We start from the raw sequence: 25,202 nt of genomic DNA, 5'->3' as shown, positions 1-25,202 counted from the left end.
CCTTGGTCGAAGACCTTACCAAAGAATTGTTATATCCAGTCAAAGAAATAGAAAATGCCCCGAAGAATCTTTAATCGATTCTTTGGGGCATTTTCTTTTATATGAAACAACGTGTTCATTTTTTGACGCTTACCAATAATCCCGTCACGAACCGCTTCTAGCATCGCTTCTCGTTCGCGAAGTTGCTGGGCAATTTCCCCCGGTTCCAGTCCAAATAACGTTCGCTTTACTTTTCTCGCCAATAAAATAGCGCCCACTAAACCGATCAGTAAACCAAATCCAATTCCAATAAAACTAGAATTAACGCTTTCTAAAACAGCGGAACGAACATTATCCATCATAATACCGACCGCAACCACACCGATAATCTGACCTTCCGACCAAATGGGGACGAACGCCCTCATCGATTTCCCAAGCGTCCCTGTCGCCATCGACGTATACTGCTCCCCGTCAAAAGCCAAGTCTTCGTCACCGCCAACAAAATATTGACCAATACGTTCAGCTACCGGATGGGATTGTCGGATACGTTCGGTATTCATGACGACAATATATTCCACCTGTGTTTCGTCTTGAACCGATTGCGTAAACGCCTGGATTTCCTCAATCGGCCCTTTTCCTGTCAACCCATCAATGACCGACTGTGTATGGCTTATCGTGATGGCTATATTCATCGCCTTTTCCGATTGTGTATCCCTCGCCCGATCCGCAGCACTGCCTCCAATTAAAAAACCAGTGACAGCTAGAGAAACAAAGACCACTAGACCGACCAAAGCAGTCAACCAGACTTGCATACTAATCGGTCTCTTATTATGTTTTTTCATTTTTTCACCCGAGTGTTTGTATAGTAGTTTCTTCTATACTAAGCATATACCAAAATGAGAGGCGTGGGTAGCGCATTTCCTATCGGAGATTCCTAATATAATAGTCTTTCCAAGACCAAACCATTCCTCTGAATTCAACTATCTAAGCCTCTATGTTATGATAGCAGGATCAATTAGAACTTGTCGGTGGAAGGGAAAAATTCTCCAAACCGCAAATTACATACAGTAAAAGAGGAGGAATCATGACGTGAATATTCATCCAATCAAAGCCTTTTCTGATAATTATATATGGTGCATTCAAGAAGAAACAGAGGTAGTTGTGGTGGATCCAGGAAAAGCGAGTGTTGTCCTAGATTACCTTGAAGAAAATCAGCTTCGTTTGGCTGCCATTCTTTTAACGCATATGCATGAAGATCATACTGGCGGAGTACGAGAGATTCTCGCGAGTCATCCGGAATGTCTTGTTTATGGACCGGAAGAAACGAAAGACTTGGTGAATAGTGTGGTAAAGGAAGAGGACTCCTTTAACTTGTTGAGCCAAACTTTCCAAGTCTACGAATCAGGAGGTCATACGCATGGCCACATCAGTTTCTTAATGGGAAATCATCTATTTTGTGGAGATGCCTTATTTTCAGCAGGATGCGGTCGGGTCTTTACAGGCGATTACGAAGCTCAATATGAAACGTTGCAGAAATTTAAGCACTTGGACGATGATATAAACGTTTATGCCGGTCACGAGTATACCGAAACTAATTTACGTTTTACATACGAAATACAGCCGGATAATAAAAAAATCTCCAACTCATTGGATGAAGTCCAAGAAATGCGTGCTAAAGATCAGCCAACGCTCCCGTCAACAATCGGCAGAGAGAAGGAAATTAACCTCTTTTTGCAAGCGGAAACTTTGGAAGACTTTATCGAATTACGTAACGCGCGTGATAATTTCTAAGACAACTGACTTTGTTCAATCGCATAAAGTGTATTGAAATAGTATCTATGATAAGATTAGGTCAATAAAATCATGGAGGATGATAGTGATGAACCAAGTACTTGTTGAAATTTGTTTACGTGTTAGAGACATTGATGCGACTTTAGATTTTTATACTGAGCTCTTTGATTTTGAAGTAGCCAGTCGCAGAGAATTCCCAGAGCATAAATTTGATTTAATCTATCTAAATTCACCAGGCGCGTCAGTACAAATAGAACTTACGTATAATTATGATGCAGAACCATATGTTATTGGAAATGGTTTCAGTCATTTAGGCGTAACCGCAGATGATTTAGAAAAAATGCATGAAATTTGTAAAGCTTCTCCTTATGAAACAGGTGAGTTAAAAGGACTTGCAGGTGGAGCACCATCTTACTTCTTCGTTACTGATCCTGACGGCTATAGAATTGAAGTAAAGCGTAAGCACTAAAACATTCCAAAAACCAAAATGATTGTAAAAAGCCTACCCCTCGACACTCTTTTACCAAAAAGATAAATGAGGGGTAGGCTTTTTTTGTCGTGTTATTTGGTCTGTATTAATAAGGGATTTATATGTAGCCGAGCGCGTGGTGAACCCTCTTCGCTTATTTAAAACCCACATCAGTCGCAGCTACAGAGAGTACAAGAAGTTCAGTTATAAGTGACCCATATTAGAAAAAGGGCTGTTGCCTGATTGGCGCTCTATTCTCGATTTCAATTTAAATAATCTCGGCCGATTGTATCGTTGAATTAAGCAAAAAGGGATATGAATGAGGAAATTAACAACAGAACAAATAAAGGCCATCCAAAAATATTCATTAGGGTTAATGAATATTGAAAGAAAACCTAATACAGCTATGGTTAAATGCCCAATTTCAGCATAATAAGTTTGCATAATCACTTGATCCAAGTATTTAGGATTTAATTCTTTTTTCAAACGTTTAAGAGTAGAATTCACTGCCGGTAATTGATCTTTCCAGTTGTTGATTTTTATTAACTTGTATAGTTTTCTTTCAAATGATTTTTCTTTGAAAAACAAATTACTTTGAAAGACCCCCTTAGGCAATAAACGACTTCCATACGCTACGCCATAGTTGAGTATAAGCCAAAATGAAGTGTTAATAATTATCATATATATAGTAAATGGCAAATTCTCACCCTTTTAATAGTTTTCGGCTTAATTTATTAAGTAACCCGTATCCGATTGCGGGATAGTGGTTGGAGGCCGTTGATCTGCGCTGCAGCCGGACGCGTATCCTATGGGCGGGCTGTGAACCTCCCAGTGTCGCCGGCTTCCACTCCGATCAACTAAGTGAGTGCTTTAAACTTTATTCTTTAAACGCGCCCGATTGCTAAGTATAAAATTCTATATTTTTAAGACTGTCCCAGTAAATTAGCTCTTGTCTTTATGGCAAGTTTATTCAAAAACAGCCAAATGTGAAGATAAAGAACAGAGCCCACAACTCCTAAAACTAGATATTCCATAACTCCTTCGCCCCATCCGTTTCTTACCAAATCTCCTAAGGCATAAATGTTATAAGCTATTCCCAAAAATATAAATATAATTAAAGAAATAAAGTAATTTTTTGATTTAAAAAACTCCTGTACAAAGAAATCTACGCATAAAGCGATAAAACCACCAATCAAAAAGACTGGCAATACAAAAAATCCCCATAATGCAAGAAAATCAGTTAGCTCAAAGTAATTTAATGAATCAAAATAACTTAATGAAATCAGTTGTACAAATATAAAACTGCTAACAAAACTAGTGACTGCGTAGATAATTAATATCATTCTTCATTCTCCTTTTTAACAAAGAAAGGACCATTCCATTTAAGAATCTGGCCCTATTGCTGTATTGGGGCATTTGCCTATATAACAAACGCACCCAAAAGTTTATATATTTCGTTCTCTTTTTTGGCGTATTGACCATCTTGAGTAAAATAGTAACTCCCCGATTATTAATCCAAATAAAATGGCGACAAGGCCTGATGTATAATCAGGTTGATCAAATAGAAATGTAACAACGACAAATCCAATTAATAAACCAATAGAGATACTTATATAAGACTTATATCTTTCTTTCAGATATATTTTCATAGTCAATCACCTTTCTGATAACTATTCAGTAATCTGGTTCAAATACTTAACCATTAGCCTACTTATACGTCAAAATGGCACCGTTCATTCGAATGCCATTTGTTGTTCTTATTTTTCTACACTCGCTTGTTTTTTCAGCTCTTGTACCATTCAACTGAACGGGTTACGCTTCCTCTTTCCAATTATTCAACTTCTCCATCACTAGATCATACGTCTTTTGCGAAATATCAGGGAGTGTTCCGCCAAGTGCTTGCTTCGCTTGATTAAATCCTTCCTCAATAGAACTCTTGAGAAGATCGAACTTACTTTTGTCTCCTCCTGAAATAGCGTTGGCGAATTCTAGGATCCGATCACTGACTTTTTCGGGACTTTGCTCTCCCCCTTCGCTAATGGATTTCTCCGCATCTAACCGTATTTTTTCATCCACTACAATGGTCTTCTTGCCGCTACGTACATCTTCCACGGTGATCCCTTGTCTTTCGAGAAGTTCGCGCACCAAGTTTTGTAAATTCTCATACGCTTTCTCGCTTTCCGCCTTCAGCCGTTCAATCGTCGGTCCGTCAATTTTTGTCATCGGCTTGTCATACCCCGCATTTTTGAAGTTTGTTGAGGGTATATACTGATCGACCGGTTTATTGTTTGTCGATTCATTCTTCTTTGTAGCTTCTTCTTTTTCAGGAGCTGGCTTTTGTGTTTGAGGCATTTTAAAAGTAGATAGGTTTGGTGTAATCTTCATTTAATTTCCTCCTCTATAATTTCAGTTTGACTATTCTGTTATTATATCGGTCACTTCTATTGTTTTTATAGATTACGTTATGGGCCATTCCTTCAAAATGGCTCGCGCAATATGTGAACCACTTAGCGCGGAAGACAAAGTACCGGGACCCGGGAACGACTGCTCGCCCGCAATATAAAACTGCGGCAACGCTGAACGCACACTCTTCGGCTTAAGTATCGCGTTTCGTACCGTCAATGGAAACCCACCTACGCTCGTCTTCCCGATGTAGGTCTTATAAGTTTCGGGCGTTCCCGCTTCCGAATAAATCAAATAATCTTCAATAGGAAGAACTTTTTGGATTTCTGTGAACATTGCTTTCGTTATGGCTTCCTTCAATTGTTTATACTCGCCTGTAGACAATAATCCCCACTGTTCTGTGTCCGCATGTATCGAGCACGTCATCATCACTTCATCTTCGATCCGTTTGTTACGTTTATCGTAAGCTGGCTGGAAAGTTACGTATACGGGTCCATGTCCGTCCGAATATAATACAGACTGGGCTTTATCAGGTACGATTTGGAGTGCGAAAGGAAGTTGTCTGCCATCTAGCTCCTGTTGCCAGAAAGTTCCGTTCAGAAGCGCATCGATTCGGAAAGCACCCCAGGAAAACTGATTCGATTCCGAATGACTCGTCCGTGGACCAAACGATATACCTGAATTGTTGATGACAAGATCATACGTACCTGAACGCTTCCTACTCTTCACATGCCACTTCTTGTCTTTATAAAACAATTCATTCACCGCGGACGCTTTGACCACTTCGCCACCTAGTTCAATAATCCGCTCCGCCAGTGCCTCACTTAACTGCGACATGCCCTTATCAACATAAAAGCTGCCTCTTCCATAGATCGTCAGCGCAAGACTCGAGGGTAATAAAGCGGCTTTTGTGCAATCCGTTTGTGCCGCATCAAGCAGTTGCGCGTCAAGAAATTGCCGTAGCGGTTCATATGTATCTAGCTTATATATACGCAGCAAATCTTCCACCGTGCGTGTCGCATAGCGTGCCAATCGCAACATACTGCCCGCATGGAATACAGCATGGCCAGGTAGTTTCCCGAGATCATACATATGCTGAATGGGTAAAGAAACACCGGTAGCCGTCACATCAAATACCCCTGCGCTAATTTGCTCTACTCTATTCCAGAAAGCCAAGACATCTCGTTTTCTTTCATGAAAGACTTGGCCGAGCTCTTCTTTCCACGCGGTTCTGTCCCTGTACAATGATATTCTGCGGTCTTCTAGCACAACATCCATTGGGTGATCGAGCAATGTGTATGGAATATTCATATCGAGTTCATTGAATAACGTATCAAGCAAACCGTGTTCTTCCAAACCGAAAGCAATCGTCGCACCAGTAGGAAATGTATGCTTGTTTCGTACATACGCCCCCGCTGATCCACCTACTTTTGTCGCTTTTTCCAAAACAGTGACCGCGTAGCCTTCTTTTGCTAACAAAGCGCCTGCCATCAGCCCTCCGATACCTGCTCCAATGATACAAACGGTTTTAGTCAAAGCGATCTCCTTCTTTCTTTGTCCGGTATATGTTTATGTACTAGATTGAAAAGACTAAAGGCAAGCAATCATCTCAAAATTCTTTTTTCCATAACGGCAAGAACCATTTGACGCCACGCTTGTTAACAGGAAGGATCTTTAAGTCCGCGATGAGATGACTAATATAACCGGCAAGCCCCGCAGCGACTAGTCCTTCGATCGGCCACTCTGCATGCAGATGTTGCAAAATATACCCATAGAACACAATGCCGAGAATGGAATGTGTATACGATCGATGCGGTATGAAGGAAGCAATAATAATATAGCTTCCCGCGAGTAAAATGCCTGTTGACTGATCCAGTACGAAACCGAGAAGCATGACGAGAATTCCTGTGATCGTCAGCATTCGCCGTTGTGTGATGATGCGTGAAACAATGAGCAACAGAAGCCCAATACCGCCATACACATAAATATCTTGGCTAAGCCCTTGTGTAATGACTTGATAACAAAGCGTCAATAAAATCACGATCCCCGCAGTCTCCATCATCCATTTACTTACTTTTTTACTTAGTGTAATACTATTGCTCGCGAGCCCATTCGTGTCAAGATCTGGCACAACGCCAGATATCCCCCCTACTGCCGCACCAATCAATGCGGTCTTAATATCTGGCTGAGCAGCATAACCCGCAATCGCCCCGACGGTTGTACCGATCAATAAATGTGAAGTGCCTTTCATATGTAAACCTCTCTAGTTGTATAGTGTACGGTCGAATCAAGAACGTATATTCGTTCCGTCTTTTTTAGTATAATGGATTCTCATGCGAAAGGGAAAAGTTTATGTGTTGTAGAAACTTCTTGTGAAAGATAGATTGTAAATTTACATAGTTAGATATTAAACTAAACGGTTGATTTAACGTAAATGTGGGCGTATATTGAGCCTGTAGATAATAATTACATGTATATAAAGGAGTGTTTAGTATGACAGGAATGATGGCAGGAAAAGCAGGATTGGTTACAGGATCAGGTTCGGGTATCGGTAGAGCATCTGCACTTGCATTAGCAAAAGCAGGCGCAAAAGTTATGGTCTCTGATGTAAGTGAAGAGGCTGGACAAGAAACGGTACAAATGATCAAAGACCTTGGTGGCGAAGCAGCCTTCATAGCATGTGATGTAAGTAATGAAGAGCAAGTCATCGCACTAGTAGATAAAACAGTTGAAACGTTCGGCCAGTTAGACTTCGCACTGAATAATGCAGGCATTAACAAAGGTCAAAAACCGATCGGTGAATTGGATTCAAAAGACTGGGATCTTACACTCAAAGTCAATCTGTACGGCACATTCTACTGCATTAAGCATGAAGTAAACGCTATGCTAAAAACGGGTGGCGGTGCAATTGTCAACACGGCATCCGGTGCAGGTCTTGAAGGTTCACCAAACATGACACCCTACACTGCATCCAAACACGCCATTGCCGGCTTAACTAAATCCGTTGCGTTGGAATACGGTCAACAAGGCATCACGATCAACTCGATCGCTCCAGGTGCTACAATTACCCCTGCTATCGAAGGCTGGGCCAAAACATCTCCCGAGCAATACGAAGCAGTACTTGCATCACTTCCAGCTGGAAGAATGTCCACTGCAGAAGATCAAGCAAACGCGGTAGTCTTCCTATGCTCAGACCTCGCCAGATCAATCAGCGGCGTCACACTTGCGGTAGATGGCGGCTATACTGCCGGTAAAATGCAGTCGTAATGAATGGAAACATTTAAAAACACAAAAAATGGATCAGGCATAATGCCTAATCCATTTTTCTGATATCTTACAAGCCAAAGTATTTCAAACAGCTCTATACATGATTAATTCAAGATATTGTGTACATAACTCCAAGAAGTTAAATCAGTCAACTCATCCATCTGCAATTCAACGTTTCCGCCTAAATAAACGGTATCTCCTTCGATCGCTAATACCATCGTCTGTAGAATGGGTTTACTGCTGTTGCATTGATAGATGTCTCCGATTTTAGGTATATACGTTTCCGGTGTGTGGACTTCCTTCTTGATTAGTTTTTGTTCATTTATATAATCAGCGTCTGGGTTTTCGAGATCAATAATGTTCGCGCCTTCTTCAAGCCCTGGGATCATCGTCCAATATTCGTTATGCTTGATCCCGTTTGACTGGTTGCTGATTACGCCATTCGATTCAATTGACGAGACGATCTCCATCGCATGAAGATGATAATGGTCAAATGAATCCGGCTGTGGGTTAATAATTAAAATATAGTCCCCCACTTTTGCTTTCTCATCTTTATGCAAAGTATATCGTTTATGATTCACAATAAAACTATCCATATGCTGTGGTCTATACAATGTAATTTCCTTAGCCGTCGCCAACTGCTGTTCATAATCTTCGAGACGAATAAGGTGAACCGACTGCTTAAAGAAAGCTTTCACAGAATAGACTTGATGCAGTTTGTTTTGATAGTAAACAAACTGGCCTTTTCTAACATTTAATAAATTCAATAGATGTCACACCTTGTTAAGTATTTTCTGCTGGCTATTGCCCTTTTATATCATCTAATCACCACAAAGCGTTTCATTGGAATTAGAGAACATCGCGCAGAATCTATACTTATCATAACAATAATTGAAACTTTAAGAAAGTTAGCCGGTCTGAGTGTAACTGTGAAATATTTCAGCAACTGCAATGTGCGGTAATGTGTTACGAATTTTTACTGGATCCACTACCTCTTACAACCTCACGATCGGTTCCATCACCGTCAACGTTCGATTGACGGTATTCATATTCACTTTGGCACCAATAGGTACGGCCGCTTTGTAATGGCTATGTGCGGTGGCTAGGTTGGTCAGTAAAGGTTTACCAAGTGGCACTAAAAATTCATTGATCAAATCTACATAGCTCTTTCCGTATGCCGTTTCACAGTTCGTACATTGTCCCATAATAATTCCTACACAATCCTCAAATTTCCCTGCCAACTTCAAATGGCTTAAGTATCGGTACACCGTATTGATCGGTTCATGCGTCTCTTCTAATAAAAGAATTCTGCCTTCCGTATTGATTTCATAGGACGTACCTAACGTGCCTATAAATGACGTGAGATTCCCACCGACAAGCGGGCCTGTAACATTTCCTGGCACTACTCCGATCAGCGGAACTTCAGGTGGATTGACAATGGGCCAGGGCGCCGTGATAGTCGATGTTGCTGCGAAAAATTGATTGAAATTATATGCTGGAGTTCGCGAATTGAAGTCTAACAACAATAAACTTTGTAAACCGATAAGATCGCCATATTCAAACAATGCATTCAATAATATCGTAATGTCACTATATCCCGAAACAATTTTAGGGTTTTGTTTTATTACGTTAAAGTCAAGGAACGGTAAAATACTCGCCACGCCGACGCCACCTCGCGTAGGTAAAATCCATTTCACTGCTGGATTTGTAAACATCTTCATTAAATCCGAAGCCCTTTGCTGAGGAGTCGCGGCAAGAAAGCCGTCAGCTGAATACACATGTTCACCCACCACGACTTTATAGCCCATACTTTGCAACATTCGAATCCCTTCCGTAATACGATTTGCTGCGAGCGGACTTCCAAGCGTTACAATCCCTACCGTGTCACCTCTTTTTAATTGCTGCGGTTTCGTAGCCATCAATCAGTAACCCCTCTCCCCTAGTAAGTAGCACAAACCTATTCTATTGTAGTAGCATATGTCCGCGGATCTTTTTTGGGACGCGAAAACTCCGCCAGTTTGTATAAAACTAGCGGAGTCTATGAATTAGAATATATGAATGAATAGCTTTGCAACCAAGTAATATTGAAATTACTTACCTGCGATATCTAGACACCAAGTGAAATTTTCCCATGCTGAATACCAGCCAGTGAATTGCTCGTGCGAATCATCCCAACGAACTTCAAACTTCTTTTGACCGTCTACCTCTATCAAATACAGCATCAACGTAGCGTCTTCCTTAGCCGTCGCTAACTTCATCCCATTTTGAAGTTCATCTTCAGTCAATTGTACGTCTGAAACGGATCGCAACTGGGCTTGCTCAAATACCTGTTTGTTACTAATTCTATAATTCATAAAGACCCTCCACTAAAACTTTTATTATTACTAATCATACATACTTCTTGCGTACTGTAAAGAAGCACAGAAGTATATTTTATACGTATTAACCGATGAAATCAAAGGGGAAGTTTAATAACTGAATGGAATAGCGCAACGACATCAAAAAAACACTATATATTTGGCTGTAATTTCCTCCACATTGAAGAATCTAGTAATTAGAATTCCCTTCTGTTCTATACTGTATAGTACTCACCGTTACTGGCGACAATTAATTATGATATGATTTATGCAATAAAAAGAAAGTCAAAATAGAGGGATACAATGATGTTTATATTTTTATTTTTTACGGTTCTTATTCTGGCGATCACCGTTAGACGCCTTGGACATAAGCCAGTGATTTCCACAGTAGCCGGCGCTCCGCTTATGTCGATGGGCATAGCACTGAAAAGCGTCGGATTCGTATATTTTCCGCACGTAAACAGCACCGTATTTTATGTAATTATTGCGGGCGCTTTTTGGATACTGATTCATTACGTATTCGATGTATTTCAGAAAGATTTTTATTTGCTTCATGTACAAGACCCGATATCGAGTTTTTCAATCGGCACTTGGATTGCCTCTGTTTCAATCATACTTATTTTACTGTCCGATCAAAACATCTCCAATTCAATGAACATTCTCTTTTACATTAATCTCACATTTTGGTTTATTTATATTGGACTCGTTATAAGAAATTATAGTCTCATTTTCACCAACCTGAAAAAGTATATAGATCAAATTCATGGCGGATTGCTGCTGACGTGCGTGTCCACACAATCCATTGTGATTTCTGGCTACCATGTTTTCACTGGTGAGAATTGGACAGTTCCCGCTACTACTCTGCTCATTATTGGTTCACTGTTTTACATACTAAACTTTTTGCTGATCGTGTTTCGTTATGTAAATGCTTCGACTAACGACTTAACAGTCAACTGGATTAATACGAATTGCATTTTACACGGCGCTATATCCATTACAGGCGTGGCTTTGACATTCTCCCATCCTGCAGCCTTCTCCCTCCTATACATCGTTTGGATTCTTTCATTCGTTTTCTTCTTGGTTATTGAACTACTTGAGATTCTGTGGGCTTTTCAACGTATTCGGAAACTCGGCTGGCATCATGGCATCTTTGTCTATTCACCGACGCAATGGGCTCGGGTTTTCACATTCGGCATGTTCCTTTTCTTTACGGAACGAATTCCTGCGGGCCAGCATGAATGGATCGATGTGTTAGCACAGTTGCTGCAACTCTTCTTGCCGGTTGTGATTGTTCTTTTAATTATCGCGGAAGTTGCGTTGATGAGCATGCAGATTTATCGTCAACTACGGTCGGAAAGAACAGGAGCGATTGATTGAATGACTGTAAACGATACCAGATCCGTACACGACTCTAGTTCAATTTCGAACGATTTTTGGGCGGTGTTTCGGACTGGTATTCAATCTGTTCTTGTATAAACTTAACTAATATGTTAAGGTATTAATTCAGACGACTTTCTTAATTTATTAAGAAGCCACGTCTATTTTTTTAATTCCTTATTTCAAAACCGAATAGTTATAAGGATTTCCCTTTAATAACACACAGGAGGTACTTATGCTAAAGTTTGAAAATGTTACAAAAGTGTACGATGGTGGATTTCAAGCTGTGAAATCTGTCAACTTCGAGATTGCTGAAGGTGAATTACTAGTTCTCATAGGACCCAGTGGTTCAGGTAAGTCTACTACGATGAAAATGATTAATCGGATTATTCCACACACAAGTGGGAAAATTTCTATCAACGGCAAAGATATCAAATCTTACAATGCCGCTGATCTCCGCAGAAATATCGGTTATGTCATTCAGCAAATCGGTCTTTTCCCTCATTATACAATCGAAAAAAACATTTCTATTGTACCGCAACTTAAAAACTGGGATGAAAAAGAAATTAAAGCACGTGTACTCGAACTACTTGAATTAGTCGGACTGGATCCGGAAATCTATGCTACACGGTATCCAAAAGAATTATCAGGTGGACAGCAACAACGTGTCGGAATTGCGAGAGCGCTTGCAGCGAATCCAGATGTGATTTTAATGGATGAACCGTTCAGTGCACTGGACCCCATTACACGGGAGCAATTGCAAGAAGAATTACTGAAGTTACATAAAAAGTTAAAGAAGACTATTGTCTTTGTTACACACGACATGGACGAAGCGCTAAAGATGGGCGATCGTATTGCCATTATGAAAGACGGCAATTTACTTCAGTTAGACACGCCAGAGAAATTACTACATGAACCCGCTCACGGCTTTGTAGAAGAATTTATGGGGAAACATCGTATTATCCAAAACCCTGAACTGATGCCGGTTACGGAAATCATGGCAGAAAAGGTCGTCACTACACGTTCTACTACTTCTCCAGAACGAGCCATTTCTCTAATACGTCAACGTAAAATTACGGATCTTCTCGTTGTAGATGATCATAAGAAACTACTTGGCATCGTCTCCGCTTACGATTTAATTAAAAATTTGGATAGCATCAAAACCATTGATGACGTAATGAAACCCGCAGTACCTTTTTTATTGGATACAGCAACGGCGAAAGATGCCATTATTATGATGGACACTTCCCCGTTCGGCATGATTCCAATTGTCAATGAACAGCATATATTGGTAGGTCTTGTAAACCGCGGCTCCTTGCTCTCTGCGATGTCTAGTCAATGGACAGATAAGGGGGCAGATTTAGATGAATGATTTAAATATATGGCAACAACTTGTGGAACAAACCAAACTACGATGGCCGGAAGTGCTCGAAGCAACTTCCATCCATATTCAACTCGTATTCTTCTCCATGATCCTCGCTGTAGTCATTGCGGTAACGCTCGGTATTCTTATTACACGTGTACCTAAACTAAAAACTGGGGTACTTGGTGCGGCAGGCATTATGCAAACCATACCTAGTTTAGCTGTGCTTGGCTTTATGATTCCCATTTTCGGAATTGGCGTTAAAACAGCTATTGCTGCGTTATTCCTTTACTCTTTACTGCCTATTATGCGAAACACTTATACAGGCATTAAAGACGTTGATCCCGCCACAATCGAAGCGGCCAGAGGTATGGGTATGACCAACATGCAAATTTTGTTTAAAGTAGAATTACCGCTTGCCATTCCTATTATTATGGCCGGAATTCGAACAGCTGCGGTTATTAACGTCGGAAACGCGACACTTGCAGCATTCATCGGAGCAGGTGGACTTGGTGACTTCATTTTCCTCGGTATTACACGTGGAATTGACGGATTGATTTTACTTGGGGCCATTCCAGCAGCGATCCTTGCGATTGCCCTTGAAACGTTCTTTAGCGCGGTTGAACGTTGGACGACGCCGAAAGGATTGAGATGACTTGAAAAACAAACTGACACTGTTGCTTGTCACGACCTTACTGGCTAGCCTACTTTCAGGCTGTATTTTCAATGAAAAAGATTCACTTAGACTCGGTTCTCGAAATAATACGGAAAGTATTATTTTATCTAATATCATGGGACAATTAATTGAAGATCGCTTAGGTGTAGATATTATTTACAAAGAAAACTTAGGTGGCTCTTCCGTTGTCTGGAACGCGATGACTAATGACCACATCGACGTCATCCCTGACTACACAGGAACTATTGTCGTGACGTATTATCAAGAAGAGCCTGGAACAGCTGAAGAAACACTAGCTTCGACCAAACGACTCGTCGCCGGTGACAACATTACCGCACTCGGTACGTTCGGATTCAATAACACGTATACACTAGCACTTGATGAAGAGAAAGCGGAAGAGCTAGGCCTTGTGACATTTAGTGATTTCGCTAAGGTATCCAAGGACTTCACTCTCGGCGCCGTATTTGAATTTATTGATCGACCAGACGGATTACCTGGTTTCGAAAAAGAATATGACATCGAATTTAAAGACGTCAAAGGGATGGATCACGGTATGATGTATCGTGCGATTGGCGCAAATGAAGTAGATGTCATCAACTCCTACACGACAGATGGACAGCTAGCGATTGCGAATCTACGCGTGCTAGAAGACGACAAAGCGTACTTCCCGCCCTACCATGCACTGCCGTTAGTACGGGACGAAACACTTAAAGAATACCCAGAACTCGAAGAAATACTCGGTCTTCTCGAAGGTCAAATCGATGAAGAAACGATGCAAGTGATGAATGGAAAAGTCGATAATGATGGAATTATGGTTGAACTCGTCGCCAAGGAATACTTGGTGGAGAGTGGGTTAATTGAAGAGAAATAAATAGAAACAGCGCACCCTCTTTTGTAGATGAGGGTGCGCTGTTTTTTTGTAGGTGGTGTTAGGTACACACAACTTCAGTTCAATTCAGAATTGCTTTTGACTTGCGTTAAGACTTGGCACCATATTCACACCATATACAGACACAGTCAGTCGACTTGAAATAAATTCGACATCTTGCCACGTCAATAGATTTTCAACATATCCTAATGTATCCGAATTTGTTGGCCCAATAATACGTTGCCAGGCTAATAAATCAAAATAATTGTTTGTGTTTGTTGTATTAATTGGATTTAAGGCTCCTATTCCAAGCACTCCGCCTTGAACTGGATTTTTTAATATTCCATTATCATTATAAAACTGAGATAAATAATCAAAGCCTTTGTCGCCTATATCTATGATGAATAAAACGTTAAGCCGTGAACTTTCCACACGCACTTTATAATAGTCCTCATAATGTGCTTCGAATTCATACTTTTCATCGTAGTGATCACTGTTGAACAATTCCTGTAACCTGTCATTTCTAAAGGAATAGATATAAAAAATACGATATCCTCCACTGCCGCCCGTATCCATACTTACCATAATATCAGGGACACCATCTTTGTTAAAATCGCCAAGAAACAAGCGCGCGTTATAGCCCGCGTTATTTTTCAAATGAACGGTTGTACTTTTAGTTGACCGTCCATCATGAATCACAAGCGTAATGTTTTCAGCATAGATACCTGGTGGCCCATTGAATTGACCATATAAATACACGGTGTCCAACATACCATCTCCGTTTACATCTCCCATTTTCATATCCAACAATGTAGGTTTCCCGTTAACTTCAATCTCTCCTCTTCAAATGTAATCGTTGTTCATTGTATAATATGCCGATAAAGTCAGTTGATTTTCTTCTAATGAATAAATATCCACTTCCACATACATAGTTGTATCTGGAACTAGTACCTACTGTAAATTCAAAAAGTCCCGAAACAACGAAGAATTGTTCCGAGACCTTGTATATTTACTTAGATTTTTTCACACGTTTCACTAATCCATATAACTCTTTCCCCGAACTGTCTACCCGTTGAATCAATCCAATATCTTTTGCGTAGTATTCGAACACTGTTTTATTGTCCCATGGCGTATAGTTCTCAATTACCAACACGTCACGGTACTCTATCGTACGAACCGTCTTCACGGCATTCGTTTTTGTAATCCAACTATTTCCGTAGCTGACGGGACCGATATCGTTTTCACTGTGGATTTGAGTTACAACAAAGGGGAACGGAATATATTGATCATAATGGAACCAATCATCGTAAGCTTCTGCGTAGGACCAAGAATTTTGCATATAGCCTAGACGAGGAATCTTTTCATGTTTCGTTTCATTGTCTATACGCCAATAAGCTAAACCGTTTTCTTCTTTTCTGTCATATTCATAACGATAGTTACTGGATCCATCTGTATAGTAATAGGTATAATTCGGATCCGGCATAATATTCATCGCGCTAGTTGTAAGTGCGCGGGCTAGAAATGCTGAAAAATGCGCACGTGTAATGAGCTGATTCGGTTTGAACGTATCGTCAGGATATCCAGTAGCAATATTGTTGGACGACACTCTCAAAATATCGATGTGAAACTCAGAGTTGGGAGTCACGTCACTGTACCGCGGACTTTCTTCTCCCTGTTTATGCACCTTCAAATTAAATGCTTTACTCATCAACCTCGCCATAAATGCGCGAGAAATACTGGATTCCGGTTTGAAAGTGGCCGCATTTGAAAACAGACCCGCAGTATACGCAGCCGCTATTTCATTATAATAGGGATGAGATTTGGGTATGTCCTTATAGTTAGGATCTTTCAAATTCGTCATCGGCAGATCCAGTGCCTGAACAAGCATTGCGGCAATATGCTTCTTTGCGATCGGCTCATTCGGCTTAAATTTACCATCCGGATAACCGCTTATAATTCCGTGATCCGCCAAGTAGTTTACTTCCACATACAGCGACGACGTTTTCTTATTCATGTCTTTAAAACTTGCAGCTTGGACATTTTGCATCGTTCCCGTTACAGCCATTAGAAAAATCACACATACCACAATCCATTTTTTCAACAATAGATGTCCTCCGTAAATTCATTTTTTGGCACACCCTTTATATGTATGAATATCGCAAGGTTCATATGAAAAATAATCAGGACGTCAGATCCATTCAGAATAGTTTCCTATTTGTGTTGGGGCATGGTACTTTAAAATGGAAACAGCGCAGCCTCTTGTGTAGATGAGGTGCGCTGTTTTTTCGCATTATATAGGTATCTGTGCATGAAAGTCTTATGATTATTTTAATATTTATGTTTGTCCTTCATACAGGGACCGTTTTTTCTATGAGCAGTATTATCAGCTTAACGGCCTCAACGCAGTCGTGCGGTCGATATATAGGAAGGCGTCGTAGCGTTCGCTGATGCGGGAAGGGACGAAATTGCCGTGGGCTTCAAACTCGGGATTGTAGACCACACCGATTGCGCGGTGACCGATCCATTCATCAAACAGCTTTCTGTTCTGATCATCGAACAACAGCATTTTGTCCTGTGCGCCCGCTGCGTGCAGTTGGCCTTCCCATGTATTAAACCGGGCAGGCGGTACGACCATTTCTTCCGGTGTCTCTCCCCAACTGCTTCCTGCAATGACCGTTCCTTCATATGTGCCGAAACCAATCGCGTACGTATTTCCCCTACCATACTGCTCACGGATCAGCTGACCGACGTTTGTCAGTCCATGGTCTGTCATCGAAGTCGCCGATGCGTCACCGATATGGGTGTTATGTTCCCACACAATAATTTTGGCGTCTTTGCCGTAATAATTGTGTACTTCCTTAATTGCCTCTGCCATATGGGTGTCGCGAATATTCCATGACAGTGCATCATCCTGAAGCATCGCCCGGTAATAGGCTTCCGCATTTTTCGCAACCAAAGCGTTCATTGTCAAGTTCAAGTCTTGCTCATTTGTGCGGGGATAATGCTCTTCATTGGTTCGGATGGATTCCAGCAGGCTCGTAACCTCCGTTATGCATTCATCCGTGAAGTGAGCAGTAGACAAGGCATAGTGTTCGGGCATCCGATTATACGGTTCAAAACAGGAGAACGCTTTCTTTGCAAGTTCCAAATCGGCACCGTAGGATGAATGGCTTTCCAGGAAGTTCATGACTTCATCGATGGAATCGTATAAACTGTACAGGTCGATGCCGTACATGCCGACTGTAGAATCTGAACCACGTTGCCTGTTTTCATTGGCCAGCCACGTGACAAATGCTTCAATTTCTTCATTCGCCCACATCCATGCCGGCCACCTGCTGAATGAACGCGACAGCAACTCGTTAAAGGGTGGTTGATCATTGTAGCCTTTGACATAGCTGTTTATTAACTGTACGGATGGCCAGTCGCCTTCCACAGCAATGGCAGCGAAACCCTTTTCCTCTATGAGTCGTTTGGAAAACTCGGCGCGCAGTCGATAAAATTCAGAAGTTCCATGTGTCGCCTCACCGATCATCACAATCTGTGCATCCCCCACATCTCTCAAAAGTCGGTCAAATGCAGTAGGGTCATCCAGCGGGATCGCCTGCTCTTTAATAGAGGTTACTAATTTTCTGGACATGAAAAAACCTCCTTCATGATAGTGACCGCCACACTATCTCACTCCTCAAATCCGATGGGAGTTTTTTTCGGATTGCAGTACCAATATAAATTCAGCGACGTGTACATCTAACAACCTGTCACTACTATCAAGCAAGAAATGTACTGATCACGACTTATAAAGTAATGAGATAACTAAGATCCATGATGGATTACTCGCCTTTTTTCATTCGAGCATCATTCAATTGCTGCTTGATCAAATCCAACTGACTCTTATGTTGCTGAATGGTATCTAACTCATTGTCATATTGCTCCACATTCACATACGCATTTTCCGCGCGCTCAATTGCAGTAAACGCATGCTCGATAGCCATCTCTTCTGGATGAGACATCGCTTGTTTCACTGCACGTTCTGCCTTCTCAACCGAATTCCCAAAGAATGTGCCTGGGTGTTGTTTTTTCCAACTCTGGCCAAATTCCTTTCCCAAATTCTTCGCCTCCTACATGGAAAACCCATGATAATTATAAGCTTAGTATTGCAATTTATAGCGGAAGTATACGCAAGAGGATTTGAATTGTGCGCGCACTTTGCACCTAAAATCAAGTATATTTATTTAGGTACAGGAAACACTACGGACTAGAGATGAGGTGATATAAACTGAAACGTTTCTGGCTTATTTCTTTCATTGCTTGTATAGGAATACTTTACCTAGTTCTTTTCACCAATCATTGGGGAGCAGATACGGATGTAGTAAGCACGGCCTCCGCATCTAAAAATAGCAAAGACAGACTGACGACAGAATTGGAATCATTCAGCAAGGCGCATCATATCCCCGCGGTTGATGCAAAGGTCGACAGAGTCTGGAAAGCCATCCCCGGCTACAATGGACTGGAAGTGGATCTGAAAGCCAGTTACAAGAAAATGAAAAAGACTGGTACATTGGATCAATCAAAAATCGTGTACAAAGAAACTTCCCCCACTGTTCATTTGAAAGATCTTGGCCCCCACCCCATTTTCAAAGGAAATCCCGATAAACCGATGGTGGCTTTTTTAATTAATGTTGCCTGGGGTAATGAATACATTCCTGAAATTTTGGATGCACTCAAGAAGCATAAAATAAAAGCTACCTTCTTCTTCGACGGCAGCTGGGTAAGTAAAAATCCTGATTTAGCTAAATTGATTCATAGTGAAGGGCATGAAATTGGAAACCACGCATACAGCCATCCCGATTTACAGCAGAAATCAAAAGCTGAAACAATGGAAGAGTTAAAAAAGACCAATGAGGTCATCATTAAAACACTCGGGATTACATCGCCCAAGTGGTTCGGTCCGCCAAGCGGCAGTTTTAATCAGCAAACGGTTGAAACCGCAAGCCAGCTAGGAATGCATACGGTTTTATGGACCGTGGATACAGTCGACTGGAAAAAGCCGGCAACTAATGAAATGGTGAACAGGGTCGTATCTCAAGTGGAGAACGGCTCGATGGTTTTAATGCACCCGACTAAACCTGTAGCTGAAGGAATAGAAGATATGATTACACAAATCACAGAGAAAGGTTTTCGTCTGGGGACTGTCAGTGAACTGATGAGTGAAAAACGTGTGAACGGAGCAGCATGGGATGGGGAATGAGATGTCTGCGAAAAACATAAAACTCTTTTGACCGCACATAGCCGGTTGGGAGAGTTTTTTTGTACTCCAAAGGCAGGAATCGTATTGTGTAGGGACCTGCACCTCATTTTCAGAAGAGATCATAGCCCTAGCATCGTTTGACAAACTACATGCCCTCCTATAGTATCTGTAATGAATTGCAAGATACTCCTCGTTAGGTAAGGCTCCTGTATGGAGAAACGCTGCTGCCCAGAAACGTCCAAAGACGCCAATGGGTCAACAGGAATTATCGAGTTAAGGTAATTTCTAACGTAGCTGGATTCACTCCTATGCCATACAGTGCTAAAGCTCCACGACTGGAGGATATTTGTTTGGCTATTTACAGTTCTTTTCAAAGAACTTTTTTCGTATTGCTTATGACAAAACACCTTCTCTTTTTGAAGGTGTTTTTTATGCTTCACTTAAAATTAAAATACCAATTTCTTATTATGCTGGTGTAAGCCTTACTTTACGAGAGAACGAATCTAAGGAGCGTCGTATATGATGAAGTTAAGCAAAAAGACACGCGAACAATACATGACTAGTGCGATCAACGAGTTGAAAGAAGAAAATATCGTAGAGTTTCGAGAAATGTTTTTACAGTTGCATCCATCCGATCAATCGGACATCTTCATGACGTTGCAAGAAGACGAACGTCACCGCGTCTACGTGTATGTATCCCCACGTGAAATGGCGGTTATCTTTGGCCTTTTAAAATTTCATAAGCAAAAAGAAGTTTTTCAAGAGCTAAATGACAAATATGCTTCCGAAATGCTCAACAATATGTTTACGGATGACATCGTAACATTTTTAACAAAGCTCAATAATGAGTTGCCGAATTCCATAATCGACAATATGGAACCTGGCAAAGCCGAAAAAATTAAAAGCCTTCTATCATATGAACCAGAAACTGCTGGAGCTGTAATGACGAAGGAGTTTGTAGGCATTTCATCTACTGACAACGTGACGGATGTTCTCAATACATTACGAGTCATTGCCTCGGACGCTGAAATTATCTACTATTTATATGTAGTCGACGAACATGGCAAGCTAATCGGAGTTGTTTCATTGCGCAACTTGCTCGTCGCAAATCCTGAAGAAATGATTGTAGATATTATGAATACACGCGTCGTATCGGTTCCAGATCAAATGGACCAAGAGGATGTAGGGAAACTCATCAAAAAGTACGACTTCCTAGCGGTTCCTGTCGTCACTACAGAAAATCATTTGCTAGGTATTATTACTGTCGATGATATTATGGACATTTTAGAAGCAGAAACGACAGAAGACTTTGGTGAATTAACAGCTACTAAAGGCGCAACCGATATAAACTTAACTTCATTCGCAGCTGCCAAAAAGCGTTCTCCATGGATTATAAGCCTGATGTTTTTTGGTTTAATCACAGGTGGCGTAATCGGACGATTTGAAGAGACATTGGAGTCAGTCGTGTTGCTTGCTGTGTTCATTCCAATGATTATGGACTCTGCGGGGAACGTTGGAACACAATCGCTAGCGATATCCGTCCGCGGTCTGGCGTTAGGCACAATTGAAAAGAACAGTGCGTTCAAGATGGTGAGACGTGAATTAAAGACCGGTTTCTTAATTGGGCTGATTTGTATGGTCGTCATTACAGGGCTAGTGTATATTTTCTATAGTAATTTAGCGCTTGGTCTCATTGTCGGCTTTTCCATTTTATTGACGTTAGGTATTTCGGCAGTTATTGGCGCAATCGTTCCATTGATCATCAATAAATTGAAATTCGATCCAGCTATCGCTTCCGGTCCGTTCATCACGACGTTAAATGATATTATCGGCTTACTGATCTATTTCTCGATTGCCACAACATTAATTGAATATTTGTAAGTAAAAAGAGTCTGTCTACATAAGTAGAGAGACTCTTTTTGCATGTGACTAATTCCTATTCGATAGACGATTTACTCTTTAAAAAGCAGTGCTTTGCTGTTCGGATACGTTGGGAACTGATTCATTGGAATCGTCCAATCTTGCTCGGGTACAGTGAATTCGTATTGATTGACTAACTGATCAGAAAAGACACGCAGACTATGAAGTGTAATCCATTCTCCCGCACAGCGGTGCATTTCTCTGAACTTCCCGCCACCTTGTGCAATCATTTCATATTCTTCTTCATAAGAAATATCTTTCGCTTTTCCTACATATCGTTTAACGTCGAATTGTTCCGGAGAAGCGATTGTACGCTCATCGTGGTTACTGCCATACAGATCCAATACTACAAAGCTATCTTTCGGAATTACATACCCATCGATTTCTACATCACTCACAGCGATCGCCGGTAGCATTGGGAAAAATGGATAGTAACGGCGCATTTCTTGAATGAATGAATCTTGCAATTCACTGAAATTACTCTTTACCTCGTCATACACATTTCTTTCAGCAAAGAGTGCATGCCCCATCAATGCTACCCAAACCGTCAATGCGACAGTCGGACGGATGATATTTAATAATTCAACCGCTGCTACTTCCGCAGGTAACAATTCTCCTTCAAGATCCGTCGCGTGTGCAAATGCATATAGCGCAAGATGTTCTTTTCCTGGTACGGGGTGCTTTCGTGCTTCTTCTATGAGATCCTGCGCCCACTTTTCGGATTCATTACGATCCTTGATTCCTTTTATGTGGTCTATAGGAGACGTCACTGCGCCACTGATCATGGAAATTTGATTTCTCGCAAGTTTCTCCAACGTCTTCGAATCATATTGCTCCAAATTGATTCCCGACCATTCCGAGATGGTGTTAAACAACACTTTATTGGCAAGGTCAAATAACTCAAATTCACCGTGCTGTTTGGCTAACTCCTCAGAAACATTTTTCGCTAATAGTTCGTGGTACGCTTCCATTCTATCCGGGGACATCAAATCCATGAAATAGTTCTTGCGATGATGGTGTTCTTCACCGTCTAGCGTTTGCACCCCACCTTCACCGAATAACGTTTTCAAGACCGGTTTCGGCAAGGCCCCTTCTCGTTTGAAGTTTTCCGGATCATAAAATTTACGGGCCGCCTCCTCCCCGTAAATAGCAGTTATTTCTTTAGTGAGAAATTGAGCTTTTACAACCGGCGCATCCACCTCTTCGCGTAGCTCTTGCAACAGATTGTATCCTTTATTCATCAAATCTTTCACATCAGTTAATTTTACTTTTGTCTCGGGTACTGGTTTCATGTTCTTCCACTCCTGTTTATATTCCAATTGATCGTTCAGTACTTTGATGTCTTACTGCTCTATTGCCTGTTGTGCTGTTTAATAAACATCATAAGTCCTTATGTCCTACTACCCTTTTTTATAAAACGTGTATCCTTTTCTAGATAACTCTCTATATGAAGTATGAGGAGTACTAAATAAGTACTCCTACATCGTTTGACTCTAGGGGGACTACCAGATGAAATTATTAATTAACGAAGATCCGATTCCATTATTGCCTTCACTCGCAATGAAAGTTGGACTGAACGCTGCGCTATTCTTGCAACAACTTCACTACCGATTGAACATTTCAAAAAACGTACGTGATGGTCATAAATGGGTGTTTAATACATACGACGACTGGATGGAAGAATTTCCGTTTTGGTCGTTAAACACGATTAAACGGATTACGTACGACTTGGAACAAAAGGGATATCTGATCTCTACTTCCAAACACAATAGGATGAAAATCGACAACACGAAATGGTATCGAATTGATTATGAAAAGCTGCCATTTTCCTATGCACCAAATGAAACAACGACCAACCCAAAAGAGGACGCCCCACTATCTCAACATGAGACGGCAATCAACTCACAATTAGACGCTGTGCAAACCCACAGTGGTACGAGGGAGTATCCCACTATGGGACGGCCTATAACCAAAGAACTTAAGAATGTAAAAAATAAAACCATTGTCGAGATGAATCTCGACGTCGCACATTCTGTGATACAGTACCTGAACGACAAAACCGGAAAACACTTTAAAGCCGAGTCCGCTGCTACCCGTAAATTCATCAACGGACGGATCAAAGAAGGCTACACAGAGGAAGACTTCATCCGTGTCATCGACTTAAAGGCCAAGCAGTGGTTGAACCTTCAAGAATTCAAAGCATTCCTTAGACCCTCTACGTTGTTTAACGCAACGAACTTTGAAAACTATGTCAATGAACTGGTTGTAGACAAGAAGCCGGAAAGAGAGAGATACAGTTCACCCATTCTTGATTTTGATAGGGGTGAGGGGTTGATGTTGGGAGTTTGAGAAATGAAGTAGGATGAAGTGTTTCATAAAGATATCTCGTAAAGGTACCAGGCCTCTACACATTTTCATCTCAATACGTAATTATTTGAATTCTCCCAGGCGCATGCTACTACTTTTCGAACAGGTATAAAAAATATTTAATTGAATACAATAATTAACATGAACTTCAGTTTTAGTTACTTGTAGTTTAGTTTCAGTTTGTTTATAATAGGAGGTGAAGAGGTGATGATCATGTTGACGATGTTCGAAAAAAAAGAATTTGTTAAAAGAACACCTGAATTAACTAAACGTCTTTTCGAAAATGAGGATGATAGTTTATTATTCTTTAAAGTAATGGTTAATTACTTAGAAAAAACTAACATAAACAACTTTCAATTTAGTAAGTTGAATGATTCAATCCTTGGCAACACAGAGGAAATGGAAAAGTGTCTCTCAAAAATATTAGAGGAAATGGCAGAGATTGCTGCAGAGGACACAAATTTTGCCCCTGCTTATACTACGGGGCAAATTGCAAAATATTTCGGAGTATCGATTACTACTATCAATAATTGGATTAAAGAAGGTCGATTCGTGGGCGTTGAAAGAACTGAGAAAAACTCACAAGCACGAATCAGCGCAAATACTTTGTGGAAATCTAGAACAGGTAAAATGTACACTGTTGATAATATTGTGAAAGAATGGGAAGAAGAACAAGAAGAAAACCTTTATGATTCGAATGAACGTTTATTCTTGGTTGAACAGATAGCTCTTTATGAAGGAAAGTACGGGGGAGATTTCGAGAGTACATTGGGTTCTATGGATGACTTATCATCCGAAGAACAAACTGATGCTGCTGCTTGGTCATATTTCATTAGAAAGTTCGATGCGTTAAATGTCAACAGGAATTCCAAAGACTAACTATACATTGCTTGAAAATGAATTTGATGAAATCACGGAAATCCGCGACGGCGCTAATGGTCTACCCTCGAAACCGGGTGCTGTTCGAAAACTATTATATTTTCCGACTTAACAAAACTTTCTTGTCAAGTAAGCGTCAAATAGTGAACACATATTAATAGAAGAAGATTCGTGAGATACTCCTCCCATAGAACACATTTTGGGAGGTATTTATTTGAAAAGAAAAGAGAAAGAAGCATAC

26 protein-coding genes and 1 riboswitch are annotated in these 25,202 nt (G+C 40.9%); of the genes, 12 read left to right on the top strand and 14 right to left on the bottom strand.

The window, feature by feature from the left end; all coding sequences use genetic code 11:
* Positions 1–29: 29 nt before the first annotated feature.
* Positions 30–821: a sensor histidine kinase gene (locus CSV69_RS15025; RefSeq protein WP_099693842.1), complete on the bottom strand. Its 792-nt coding sequence runs from the start codon at positions 819–821 to the stop codon at positions 30–32.
* 247 nt (positions 822–1,068) lie between these two features.
* Here CSV69_RS15025 and gloB point away from each other — a divergent pair, with 247 nt between their 5' ends.
* Both gloB and gloA read left to right on the top strand, forming a co-directional pair.
* Complete coding sequence (gene gloB, locus CSV69_RS15020; RefSeq protein ID WP_099693841.1) at positions 1,069–1,770, top strand: hydroxyacylglutathione hydrolase; 702 nt, start codon at positions 1,069–1,071, stop codon at positions 1,768–1,770.
* An 88-nt stretch (positions 1,771–1,858) separates the two neighbouring features.
* Entirely contained in the window at positions 1,859–2,239 is a 381-nt protein-coding gene (gene gloA / locus CSV69_RS15015; protein ID WP_085426876.1) for a lactoylglutathione lyase, read from the top strand.
* Positions 2,240–2,443: 204 nt separating this feature from the next.
* On the opposite strand, the gene CSV69_RS15010 is transcribed toward gloA, so the two are convergent.
* The 5 genes from CSV69_RS15010 to CSV69_RS14985 all read right to left on the bottom strand — a co-directional run bounded on the left by CSV69_RS15010 (position 2,444) and on the right by CSV69_RS14985 (position 6,893).
* Positions 2,444–2,920, bottom strand: a complete 477-nt coding sequence (locus tag CSV69_RS15010) for a glycosyl-4,4'-diaponeurosporenoate acyltransferase CrtO family protein (RefSeq protein ID WP_099625871.1) — start codon at positions 2,918–2,920, stop codon at positions 2,444–2,446.
* Between the two features lie 242 nt (positions 2,921–3,162).
* Entirely contained in the window at positions 3,163–3,582 is a 420-nt protein-coding gene (locus tag CSV69_RS15005; protein ID WP_085426878.1) for a hypothetical protein, read from the bottom strand.
* 469 nt (positions 3,583–4,051) lie between these two features.
* The gene (locus tag CSV69_RS14995) at positions 4,052–4,624 is read right to left on the bottom strand and encodes a hypothetical protein (protein WP_099625855.1); all 573 of its coding nucleotides are present in this window, start codon (positions 4,622–4,624) and stop codon (positions 4,052–4,054) included.
* Between the two features lie 72 nt (positions 4,625–4,696).
* Positions 4,697–6,178 carry a phytoene desaturase family protein gene (locus CSV69_RS14990; protein ID WP_099693840.1) on the bottom strand — a complete coding sequence of 494 codons (1,482 nt, stop codon included), beginning with the start codon at positions 6,176–6,178 and terminating at the stop codon, positions 4,697–4,699.
* A gap of 73 nt (positions 6,179–6,251) precedes the next feature.
* Positions 6,252–6,893 carry a metal-dependent hydrolase gene (locus CSV69_RS14985; protein ID WP_099625853.1) on the bottom strand — a complete coding sequence of 214 codons (642 nt, stop codon included), beginning with the start codon at positions 6,891–6,893 and terminating at the stop codon, positions 6,252–6,254.
* Between the two features lie 242 nt (positions 6,894–7,135).
* Here CSV69_RS14985 and CSV69_RS14980 point away from each other — a divergent pair, with 242 nt between their 5' ends.
* A complete protein-coding gene (locus tag CSV69_RS14980) occupies positions 7,136–7,909 on the top strand; it encodes an SDR family NAD(P)-dependent oxidoreductase (RefSeq protein ID WP_085426883.1) in 774 nt (257 codons plus the stop codon).
* A 104-nt stretch (positions 7,910–8,013) separates the two neighbouring features.
* Here CSV69_RS14980 and CSV69_RS14975 read toward each other — a convergent pair whose 3' ends face one another.
* The 3 genes from CSV69_RS14975 to CSV69_RS14965 form a co-directional block, all read right to left on the bottom strand.
* Positions 8,014–8,676 (bottom strand): hypothetical protein, encoded by a 663-nt coding sequence (locus tag CSV69_RS14975; RefSeq protein WP_099693839.1) that lies wholly within the window; start codon positions 8,674–8,676, stop codon positions 8,014–8,016.
* A gap of 228 nt (positions 8,677–8,904) precedes the next feature.
* Complete coding sequence (locus CSV69_RS14970; RefSeq protein WP_099693838.1) at positions 8,905–9,828, bottom strand: S66 peptidase family protein; 924 nt, start codon at positions 9,826–9,828, stop codon at positions 8,905–8,907.
* 171 nt (positions 9,829–9,999) lie between these two features.
* Complete coding sequence (locus CSV69_RS14965) at positions 10,000–10,263, bottom strand: hypothetical protein (RefSeq protein WP_085426886.1); 264 nt, start codon at positions 10,261–10,263, stop codon at positions 10,000–10,002.
* Between the two features lie 309 nt (positions 10,264–10,572).
* Here CSV69_RS14965 and CSV69_RS14960 point away from each other — a divergent pair, with 309 nt between their 5' ends.
* The 4 genes from CSV69_RS14960 to CSV69_RS14945 all read left to right on the top strand — a co-directional run bounded on the left by CSV69_RS14960 (position 10,573) and on the right by CSV69_RS14945 (position 14,553).
* Positions 10,573–11,643, top strand: coding sequence for a TDT family transporter (locus CSV69_RS14960; protein WP_158232695.1), 1,071 nt, complete (start codon positions 10,573–10,575; stop codon positions 11,641–11,643).
* A gap of 235 nt (positions 11,644–11,878) precedes the next feature.
* On the top strand, positions 11,879–13,015 hold the full coding sequence (locus CSV69_RS14955; protein ID WP_085426888.1) for a betaine/proline/choline family ABC transporter ATP-binding protein: 1,137 nt from the start codon (positions 11,879–11,881) through the stop codon (positions 13,013–13,015).
* The gene (locus tag CSV69_RS14950) at positions 13,008–13,661 is read left to right on the top strand and encodes an ABC transporter permease (protein ID WP_085426889.1); all 654 of its coding nucleotides are present in this window, start codon (positions 13,008–13,010) and stop codon (positions 13,659–13,661) included. Before CSV69_RS14955 ends, CSV69_RS14950 begins: the two co-directional genes overlap by 8 nt.
* A gap of 1 nt (position 13,662) precedes the next feature.
* Positions 13,663–14,553 (top strand): glycine betaine ABC transporter substrate-binding protein, encoded by an 891-nt coding sequence (locus tag CSV69_RS14945; protein WP_099625848.1) that lies wholly within the window; start codon positions 13,663–13,665, stop codon positions 14,551–14,553.
* Positions 14,554–14,637: 84 nt separating this feature from the next.
* On the opposite strand, the gene CSV69_RS14940 is transcribed toward CSV69_RS14945, so the two are convergent.
* From CSV69_RS14940 to CSV69_RS14925, 4 genes are all read right to left on the bottom strand, one after another.
* Positions 14,638–15,351, bottom strand: a complete 714-nt coding sequence (locus CSV69_RS14940) for an FG-GAP-like repeat-containing protein (protein ID WP_099693843.1) — start codon at positions 15,349–15,351, stop codon at positions 14,638–14,640.
* A 208-nt stretch (positions 15,352–15,559) separates the two neighbouring features.
* Complete coding sequence (locus tag CSV69_RS14935; RefSeq protein ID WP_099693836.1) at positions 15,560–16,654, bottom strand: S-layer homology domain-containing protein; 1,095 nt, start codon at positions 16,652–16,654, stop codon at positions 15,560–15,562.
* A gap of 279 nt (positions 16,655–16,933) precedes the next feature.
* Positions 16,934–18,187, bottom strand: coding sequence for an erythromycin esterase family protein (locus CSV69_RS14930; RefSeq protein ID WP_099693835.1), 1,254 nt, complete (start codon positions 18,185–18,187; stop codon positions 16,934–16,936).
* A 190-nt stretch (positions 18,188–18,377) separates the two neighbouring features.
* Positions 18,378–18,653, bottom strand: coding sequence for a hypothetical protein (locus tag CSV69_RS14925; protein ID WP_099693834.1), 276 nt, complete (start codon positions 18,651–18,653; stop codon positions 18,378–18,380).
* A gap of 302 nt (positions 18,654–18,955) precedes the next feature.
* Here CSV69_RS14925 and CSV69_RS14920 point away from each other — a divergent pair, with 302 nt between their 5' ends.
* Both CSV69_RS14920 and mgtE read left to right on the top strand, forming a co-directional pair.
* Complete coding sequence (locus CSV69_RS14920) at positions 18,956–19,795, top strand: polysaccharide deacetylase family protein (RefSeq protein ID WP_255396887.1); 840 nt, start codon at positions 18,956–18,958, stop codon at positions 19,793–19,795.
* Between the two features lie 182 nt (positions 19,796–19,977).
* A riboswitch (M-box (ykoK) riboswitch) is annotated at positions 19,978–20,143 on the top strand.
* A gap of 171 nt (positions 20,144–20,314) precedes the next feature.
* Positions 20,315–21,676 (top strand): magnesium transporter, encoded by a 1,362-nt coding sequence (mgtE, locus tag CSV69_RS14910; RefSeq protein ID WP_099693831.1) that lies wholly within the window; start codon positions 20,315–20,317, stop codon positions 21,674–21,676.
* 71 nt (positions 21,677–21,747) lie between these two features.
* Here the strand turns inward: mgtE and CSV69_RS14905 are convergent, their stop codons facing one another.
* Positions 21,748–23,007 (bottom strand): cytochrome P450, encoded by a 1,260-nt coding sequence (locus CSV69_RS14905; protein ID WP_099693830.1) that lies wholly within the window; start codon positions 23,005–23,007, stop codon positions 21,748–21,750.
* A 217-nt stretch (positions 23,008–23,224) separates the two neighbouring features.
* Between CSV69_RS14905 and CSV69_RS14900 the strand changes: the two genes are divergently transcribed.
* The 3 genes from CSV69_RS14900 (at position 23,225) to CSV69_RS16950 (ending at position 25,073) form a co-directional block, all read left to right on the top strand.
* Positions 23,225–24,064 (top strand): conserved phage C-terminal domain-containing protein, encoded by an 840-nt coding sequence (locus tag CSV69_RS14900; protein WP_099693829.1) that lies wholly within the window; start codon positions 23,225–23,227, stop codon positions 24,062–24,064.
* A gap of 222 nt (positions 24,065–24,286) precedes the next feature.
* Positions 24,287–24,961: a MerR family transcriptional regulator gene (locus tag CSV69_RS14895; RefSeq protein WP_143560841.1), complete on the top strand. Its 675-nt coding sequence runs from the start codon at positions 24,287–24,289 to the stop codon at positions 24,959–24,961.
* A complete protein-coding gene (locus tag CSV69_RS16950; protein WP_158232694.1) occupies positions 24,936–25,073 on the top strand; it encodes a hypothetical protein in 138 nt (45 codons plus the stop codon). Before CSV69_RS14895 ends, CSV69_RS16950 begins: the two co-directional genes overlap by 26 nt.
* Positions 25,074–25,202: the final 129 nt, after the last annotated feature.

It is taken from the genome of Sporosarcina sp. P26b (assembly GCF_002743245.1).
In the GTDB taxonomy this organism is placed as follows: domain Bacteria; phylum Bacillota; class Bacilli; order Bacillales_A; family Planococcaceae; genus Sporosarcina; species Sporosarcina ureae_C.
This window is presented reverse-complemented; position numbering and strand designations above follow the sequence as displayed.